A 6,508-nucleotide genomic window follows, 5' to 3' on the forward strand; every position below is an offset into this window, starting at 1 on the left:
GTTTAACTCCTGCTTGTTACCGTTTCACTCGATCGAAACCGAATGTCGTTTTGGTGTCTGATTCGGTAAGGAACCGGGAGCACCATCTGCGTAGGCTTGAGGTTTAAGACTTGCGCCGCCTACGGTCTTGGATAGCCCCCGCCAGGCAGGGACCCCAATCTTTCGATTGGCACGATAACTCGTGCCAATTTTGTCTTACGCGTCCAGCGAGCTCTGGTCGATAACCAGACCTGGGCCCATAGTGGTGCTCAGGGTAACGCGCTTGACGTAGATACCTTTCGAGGAAGCTGGCTTGATACGCTTCAGATCAGCGATCAGGGCTTCAACGTTTTCCTTCAGCTTGACGGCATCGAAGCCGATCTTGCCAACGGAAGTGTGGATGATGCCGTTTTTGTCGGTGCGATAACGAACCTGACCAGCCTTGGCGTTTTTAACCGCGGTGGCTACGTCTGGAGTTACGGTGCCGACTTTCGGGTTAGGCATCAGGCCACGTGGACCGAGGATCTGACCCAGTTGACCTACAACGCGCATGGCATCCGGGGATGCGATCACTACGTCATAGTTCAGGTCGCCGCCTTTCATTTCGGCAGCCAGGTCGTCCATACCTACACGGTCAGCGCCGGCAGCCAGAGCGGCTTCAGCAGCTGGACCCTGGGTGAACACAGCAACGCGAACGGTCTTGCCAGTGCCGTGTGGCAGCACAGTAGCGCTACGAACGACCTGGTCGGATTTACGCGGGTCTACGCCCAGGTTTACAGCAACGTCAAACGACTCGCTGAACTTGACAGTCGACAGCTCGGCCAGCAGTGCAGCGGCGTCTACAAAGTTGTAGGCCTTGCCTGCTTCGATTTTGCCGGCGATAGCCTTTTGACGCTTGGTCAGCTTAGCCATTACACACCCTCCACGTTAAGGCCCATGCTACGAGCAGAACCGGCGATAGTACGCACGGCTGCATCCATATCAGCTGCAGTCAGATCCGCGTTTTTGGTTTTCGCGATTTCTTCCAGCTGAGCACGGGTAACAGTGCCAACCTTAACGGTGTTCGGACGAGCGGAACCGCTGGTCAGACCGGCCGCCTTCTTCAGCAGAACCGAAGCAGGGGTGGATTTGGTTTCGAAAGTGAAGCTACGGTCGCTGTAGACAGTGATGATCACTGGAGTCGGCAGACCAGCTTCCAGGCCCTGGGTACGGGCGTTGAAAGCTTTGCAGAATTCCATGATGTTCACGCCGTGCTGACCCAGAGCAGGACCAACAGGTGGACTTGGGTTAGCCTGAGCGGCCTTCACTTGCAGCTTGATGTAAGCGGTAATCTTCTTGGCCATGAGGCACTCCAATTACGGGTTCGATCGCCTCGAAAGGCTCCCCGGTTACTTGCGCGTTTATCCCAGTGACGACAAAACCCCACAGCCTAGGGCTGCGGGGTTGGGATGCTTGTCCAGTTAGACCTTTTCGACCTGACTGAACTCCAGCTCCACCGGAGTAGAGCGACCGAAAATGAGCACTGCCACTTGGATCCGGCTCTTTTCGTAGTTAACTTCTTCAACAACACCGTTAAAGTCAGCAAAAGGACCGTCATTGACACGAACGGTTTCGCCTGGCTCGAACAACGTTTTCGGCTTCGGCTTGTCGCTACCGTCAGCAACGCGACGCAGAATCGCCTCTGCTTCTTTATCAGTGATCGGTGCAGGCTTATCAGCAGTACCGCCGATAAAACCCATCACCCGAGGAGTATCCTTGACCAAGTGCCAAGTACCCTCATTCATATCCATCTGGACCAGCACATAGCCAGGGAAGAACTTACGTTCGCTTTTGCGTTTCTGGCCATTACGCATTTCAACCACTTCTTCAGTGGGAACCAGAATTTCGCCGAAGCCATCTTCCATGCCAGCCAGCTTTACACGCTCGATCAGCGAGCGCATTACATGCTTCTCGTAACCCGAGTAAGCATGCACAACGTACCAACGCTTAGCCACGGGACACCCTTAGCCGACAATCAAGGAAACAAGCCAACCGAGCAGGGAATCAAGCCCCCACAACAGCAACGCCATAACCAGAACAACAGCCACAACAATCAACGTGGTCTGCGTGGTTTCTTGGCGAGTTGGCCATACGACTTTACGAATCTCGGTGCGAGCTTCCTTAACCAGTACAAAGAAAGACTTGCCCTTGGCAGTCTGCAGGCCTACAAAGGCAGCTACAGCAGCAATGACAAGCAATGCGAGTACACGGTACAGGATCGGCGAAGCAGAGTAATACTGATTGCCTACAACGCCAACAATCACCAAAGCGACCACTACAAGCCACTTAAGCAGATCGAAGCGAGAGCCTTGAGCTTCAGCCTTAGGAGTCATCTATGAAGATCCTGTGAAAAGAAAGCCAGACACACCGAGTGAATCTGGCAGGTCAGGAGGGAATCGAACCCCCAACCTACGGTTTTGGAGACCGTCGCTCTGCCAATTGAGCTACTGACCTAAAACAAAATCAGGCCGACCATTATGCCGGCCTGAAAAATACATTACAACTACTTACTCGATGATTTTGGCTACGACGCCAGCGCCGACGGTACGACCGCCTTCACGGATAGCGAAACGCAGACCGTCTTCCATCGCGATGGTTTTGATCAGGGTAACAGTCATCTGAATGTTGTCACCTGGCATTACCATTTCAACGCCTTCTGGCAGCTCGCAGTTACCAGTCACGTCAGTAGTACGGAAGTAGAACTGTGGACGGTAGCCTTTGAAGAACGGAGTGTGACGACCGCCTTCTTCCTTGCTCAGAACGTAAACTTCTGCGGTGAACTTGGTGTGCGGCTTAACCGAACCCGGCTTAACCAGAACCTGACCACGCTCAACGTCGTCACGCTTGGTGCCACGCAGCAGAACGCCGCAGTTCTCGCCAGCACGACCTTCGTCCAGCAGCTTGCGGAACATCTCAACACCGGTGCAGGTGGTGGTGGTGGTGTCACGCAGACCAACGATTTCCAGAGCGTCTTGAACGCGAACGATACCGCGCTCGATACGACCAGTCACAACAGTACCGCGACCCGAGATCGAGAATACGTCTTCGATTGGCATCAGGAATGGCTTGTCGATCATACGAACTGGCTCAGGGATGTAGGTATCCAGAGTTTCAACCAGTTTACGAACGGCAGTGGTGCCCATTTCGTTGTCGTCTTTGCCTTCCAGCGCCATACGAGCCGAACCGATGATGATCGGAGTGTCGTCGCCTGGGAAGTCGTAGGTCGACAGCAGGTCACGAACTTCCATCTCAACCAGTTCCAGCAGCTCAGCGTCGTCTACCAGGTCAGCCTTGTTCAGGAAAACCACGATGTACGGAACGCCTACCTGACGGGACAGCAGGATGTGCTCACGGGTTTGTGGCATCGGACCATCAGCGGCCGAGCAAACCAGGATCGCGCCGTCCATCTGGGCAGCACCAGTGATCATGTTCTTCACGTAGTCAGCGTGACCTGGGCAGTCAACGTGAGCATAGTGACGAATAGTCGAGTTGTACTCAACGTGCGCGGTGTTGATGGTGATACCACGAGCTTTTTCTTCTGGAGCGCTGTCGATCTTGTCGAATTCAACTACGGCCGAACCGAAAACTTCGGAGCAGACGCGAGTCAGAGCAGCGGTCAGAGTGGTTTTACCGTGGTCAACGTGACCGATAGTTCCGACGTTGACGTGCGGTAGGGAACGATCAAATTTTTCCTTAGCCATCGATATCACCCCTCACAGAAGAAATAAGCAAACAACCCTAGCCATTAAAACAAAGGCAGATATTTTCATATCTGCCTTGTTATATGGAGCTCTTGAGCGGATTTGAACCGCTGACCTCACCCTTACCAAGGGTGTGCTCTACCAACTGAGCTACAAGAGCGTAACACTTTGCACAATCTGCAAACTTGGAGCGGGTAGCGGGAATCGAACCCGCATCATCAGCTTGGAAGGCTGAGGTTCTACCACTAAACTATACCCGCGGAGCCTGCAGCTCACGCTAAAATCTGGTGGAGGGAGAAGGATTCGAACCTTCGAAGTCGTAGACGTCAGATTTACAGTCTGATCCCTTTGGCCGCTCGGGAACCCCTCCTAATCAGGCCGGCATTCTATACCATGCCAAACCCTTGTCAAGCATTTTCTCATTTAAAAACCTGAGGTTAGCTGCTTTGACATCGCCCTACCGCTTCAACCTTTTCAGGTCTTCGCTGTGGAGCGGGCGCCATTCTATGCAAACTATTCCGCAGGTGCAACCCCCTCGCACAGCATTATTTTGTGTTTTAACTCATTGAATTCCTTGGAAAGGTTTTGCAACTGAGTATCGCCCAGGAAACGCTGGGTTTCAGGCGTGATTCGGAACCAATATGCATTGCTGGAAAGGTCTTTCGGCAAAGGCTGAGCTTTCGCACCAAGCTCACTCAGGCGCTGTTCCAGTGCCTGCGCAGTTTCAGGACGACCCGAACCACCTATATATAGACACTGCCCATCAGCCTTCGCACCTCGCGAGGCATCACCAGCCTCACTCAGCAAACGGATATCCTGCTGCGAACCACGATAAAGACTGAGAGGCGTGACGTCCTTTGCACGCAATGGAGCCTCCTGCTGATGCCAGACGTAATAAAACACATTGAGTACCAGAAGCAGGAGAAACAACCAACGCATACAAACCTCAGGACAAAGGACATGCCATAGCCAAACCTACGAACACCAAATCGGAAACGACCCGAGCCTCAGGCGCGACATCCGACACCAACTCGGCATCACCACCTGTGATGAAGACACTGAAGCTTTCACCCCAGTAGGAGCGCGCCATCTCCAACTGCGTCAATACGAATCCTCTGAGCATCAACGAACAGCCACGCTCCACTGCCTCGACCGTATTGCGCCCAGGAGCGTGACTCGTCAATGCCCGTTCCGCCGCCAGATCGCCATAGCGAATCTTTCGAGTATGCGTACGCAATTGATTGCGCATTAGCGGCATACCAGGACCAATGAAGCCTCCCAGGTGCTCACCATCCGACGAGATGAAATCAGCAGTCACCGCTGTCCCGAAATCGAGAACCAGGCAAGCGCCACCAGCCAGATGAAAACCACCGAGCATCGCCAACCAACGATCAAGGCCAAGACGTTCGTAGTCTTCGTAACCATTTTTGACGCCGGACATTTCGCGAGCAGGCGTCGCACAGACAACGGAAATATCGAACTCACGCTTGAGAAAACCAATCAGCAAATTGGTCTCATCTTCAGTTCTCACACTGACAAGGCGGCATTTGCCGAGAGACAATTTATCGATCGAACGAAGGCCGCTGACCAATGCCTCATCGGAGTCGACCACCCCTTCCGCGACCAGGGCACCTGCCTCGGCATCCAGCACCCGCCACTTGATAAAGCTGTTTCCGCAATCAAGCTCAAGAATCATCACGCAACCTCAAGCTGAGCTCACCACCACTAAAGACTTTCTCCACACCATCCACCTTCAGCCGTAGCGCACCTTGATTATCGATCCCCAGCACCACGCCATCTATCTGGTTGACACCCGCAGTGAGAGAAACCGGCAGTCCCTGCCATAAGTGATTCGCTTCCCACTCCGCCTGAAGCGCAGAGAAACCTCCTGATTGATGACGCTGCAGATAAAGCTGCAACTGCTTGCTCAGCTCAACCACCAGAACATTGCGATCACAAGTTTTTCCCGACTCGAGCCGTATCGAGGTCCATTGCTGATCAACCTCGTCAGTGGCTTGCATGTTCACGTTAATGCCAACACCCAGCACTACATGACACACGTCTGCCGGATCTCCGACCAGTTCCAGCAAGATCCCGGCGATTTTTTTGCGCCCAGCCAAAACGTCATTGGGCCACTTCAGCCCCGCACCCGGCACCCCAAGCGCACGGAGGGTTTGCATGACCGCGAGACCGACAACAAGACTTAGCCCTTCAAGTTGACGCATCCCACCATCAATACGCAATACGAGACTGTAATAGAGGTTCTCGGCAAACGGACTTACCCATTTGCGACCTCTACGACCACGTCCGGAGATTTGCCGTTCAGCCAGTACCATAAAGGGCGCCATTTGACCCCGATCAACGGCACGCAGCGACTCTGCGTTAGTAGAGTCGATGGAGTCGAAGACACTCACAGGCCAGCCGGCAAGACTTTCCTCTATCTTGAGCGAGTCAAGCAACTCCAGTGGTGAGGCCAACTGGTAGCCTCGCCCCCGGACTTTATGTATGGATAGCCCAAGCTCAGCCTCCAGGTGTTGAAGCTGCTTCCACACTGCACTTCGACTAATTCCCAGGGCAACTCCCAGAGCCTGACCGGAATGGAATCGTCCATCCTTCAGAAGGTTCAACAACGTCAGCATGCAGGTCTCGCCTCGGAATGAGGCCCGAATAATAGCCATGCACCGAGCTGTTGCATAGAATTCAAACAACCCGCTTTCCTGCGGGCAAAACAAAACCCCAACTGCTTTCGCAATTGGGGTTTCGGAATTTAATCTTGACGATGACCTACT

General features: G+C 53.5%; 8 protein-coding genes and 4 tRNA genes. All 12 read right to left on the reverse strand.

All coding sequences use genetic code 11. The features are described 5' to 3' along the window. Positions 1-195 precede the first annotated feature (195 nt). Positions 196-891 carry a 50S ribosomal protein L1 gene (rplA, locus tag AC1RME_RS24645; protein WP_003186095.1) on the reverse strand — a complete coding sequence of 232 codons (696 nt, stop codon included), beginning with the start codon at positions 889-891 and terminating at the stop codon, positions 196-198. After that, on the reverse strand, positions 891-1,322 hold the full coding sequence (gene rplK / locus AC1RME_RS24650) for a 50S ribosomal protein L11 (protein ID WP_003228756.1): 432 nt from the start codon (positions 1,320-1,322) through the stop codon (positions 891-893). The genes rplA and rplK overlap by 1 nt, the downstream gene beginning before the upstream one ends. 117 nt (positions 1,323-1,439) lie before the next feature. After that, positions 1,440-1,973 carry a transcription termination/antitermination protein NusG gene (gene nusG / locus AC1RME_RS24655; RefSeq protein WP_007957598.1) on the reverse strand — a complete coding sequence of 178 codons (534 nt, stop codon included), beginning with the start codon at positions 1,971-1,973 and terminating at the stop codon, positions 1,440-1,442. A gap of 9 nt (positions 1,974-1,982) precedes the next feature. Next, positions 1,983-2,351, reverse strand: coding sequence for a preprotein translocase subunit SecE (gene secE / locus AC1RME_RS24660; RefSeq protein ID WP_011063783.1), 369 nt, complete (start codon positions 2,349-2,351; stop codon positions 1,983-1,985). Between the two features lie 45 nt (positions 2,352-2,396). Beyond that, positions 2,397-2,472 (reverse strand) — tRNA-Trp (locus tag AC1RME_RS24665). Between the two features lie 53 nt (positions 2,473-2,525). Continuing rightward, complete coding sequence (gene tuf, locus AC1RME_RS24670) at positions 2,526-3,719, reverse strand: elongation factor Tu (RefSeq protein WP_024014521.1); 1,194 nt, start codon at positions 3,717-3,719, stop codon at positions 2,526-2,528. An 84-nt stretch (positions 3,720-3,803) separates the two neighbouring features. After that, positions 3,804-3,879, reverse strand: a tRNA-Thr gene (locus AC1RME_RS24675). Positions 3,880-3,905: 26 nt separating this feature from the next. Further along, positions 3,906-3,979: transfer RNA gene (locus tag AC1RME_RS24680), tRNA-Gly, on the reverse strand. A gap of 25 nt (positions 3,980-4,004) precedes the next feature. Then, positions 4,005-4,089: transfer RNA gene (locus AC1RME_RS24685), tRNA-Tyr, on the reverse strand. A gap of 143 nt (positions 4,090-4,232) precedes the next feature. Further along, entirely contained in the window at positions 4,233-4,658 is a 426-nt protein-coding gene (locus AC1RME_RS24690) for a hypothetical protein (protein WP_096823090.1), read from the reverse strand. Positions 4,659-4,665: 7 nt separating this feature from the next. Further along, positions 4,666-5,415, reverse strand: a complete 750-nt coding sequence (locus tag AC1RME_RS24695) for a pantothenate kinase (protein ID WP_096823091.1) — start codon at positions 5,413-5,415, stop codon at positions 4,666-4,668. After that, the gene (gene birA / locus AC1RME_RS24700) at positions 5,405-6,358 is read right to left on the reverse strand and encodes a bifunctional biotin--[acetyl-CoA-carboxylase] ligase/biotin operon repressor BirA (protein ID WP_096823092.1); all 954 of its coding nucleotides are present in this window, start codon (positions 6,356-6,358) and stop codon (positions 5,405-5,407) included. The genes AC1RME_RS24695 and birA overlap by 11 nt, the downstream gene beginning before the upstream one ends. Between the last annotated feature and the right edge of the window lie 150 nt (positions 6,359-6,508).

Source organism: Pseudomonas sp. GW822-FHT03F08, assembly GCF_058801265.1.